The organism is Dietzia sp. SYD-A1, assembly GCF_015356725.1.
GTDB lineage: Bacteria > Actinomycetota > Actinomycetes > Mycobacteriales > Mycobacteriaceae > Dietzia.
This window is the reverse complement of the sequence record NZ_JADDKI010000487.1, coordinates 1-1,093: the sequence shown is the minus strand read 5'-3', so window position 1 is coordinate 1,093 and position 1,093 is coordinate 1. Positions and strand designations below refer to the sequence as shown.

General features: G+C 74.2%; 1 protein-coding gene. It reads right to left on the bottom strand.

Features of this window, described 5'->3' with window-relative positions:
• Positions 1-278: 278 nt before the first annotated feature.
• A partial coding sequence (locus IY392_RS15940; RefSeq protein WP_194861741.1) for a nucleoside hydrolase occupies positions 279-1,093 on the bottom strand: 815 nt, incomplete at its 5' end.

The following is a 1,093-nucleotide window of genomic DNA, read 5'->3' as shown; positions in this document are numbered from 1 at the left end:
GGTCGGAGCTGCTGCCGTCGGCCGGGCGGGCTGAGCGAGGCGTCGCGCGGCGAACCCGGCCGCGACGGCTCCACCAGCGAAGGCGACGGCGGCGACAGGCCTCATGGACTCTCCCGGGGTGAACTGACAGTGAGACGACGATCCGTTGTCCCGCGACGGTGGGTGCCGACGCCAGGGCATCCGGACGAGATTAGCACCGGTTCCACCCGGCGATCCCGGGGTGGTCAACCGCGTGCGGGTGGTGGCCCTGATGCAGGAGCGGACCGGTGGAGGTCATCTCAGTGTAGGTCCGCGATCGAGGCGGCGACCTCCTCGACCACCGCCCCCGCACCGCCCGGAACGGAGAGGTCGACCACGAGCTCGGCGTTCGCCGGCCGCCCGCGGTGTCCACGGCGGTCCTCGACCGTCATCCCCCGGGTGTGCTCGCCCGCGCACTCGACACGCAGATGGACGGGCTCGGTCAGGGCCGCCCCGGGGCGGAGTGCCAGCCAGGCCACCAGGGGATCGTGCACCTGCGCCAGGTAGCCCTCGCCCACGGACTCGTGGAACTCGAAGTAGAAGCGCAGCGCGTCGACCAGATGCCTGGCCAGCGGGGTCCCGGACGCCGCCAGGAGCCGCTCGGAGTGCTCGGGGGTCCACACCGCGCGCTCGGTCAGATCGAGTCCGCACCACCTCACGGGCGGCACCGACGGGTCCACGGACCGGGCCGCCTCCCACGCCAGGCACACCCGGTCGGCGGCCTCGGGGTCCACGTCGACGTTCCACTCGCTCACCGGCGTGGTGTTGCCCGGGTGTCCGCGGAAGGACCCGCCCATCACGACCAGCCGCCGCAGCAGCCGCGGGAGCGCGGGCTCGAGTTCCAGCGCGTGAGCGATCGTGGACGAGGGACCGGTCACGATCCCCACCAGTTCACCCGGGGCAGCGCGAGCCGCGTCCACCCAGAGTCGGGCTCCGCTCCGCGGATCCGGAACCCTCGTCGACGGCGGCAGCCCCGCGTGCCCCGCACCACGGGGGCCGTGCGTCTCCGGCGTGAACGCGTGGGGCACGACCGTCGCGCCGGAGACGCACGGCCCCCGTGGTGCGGGGCACGCGG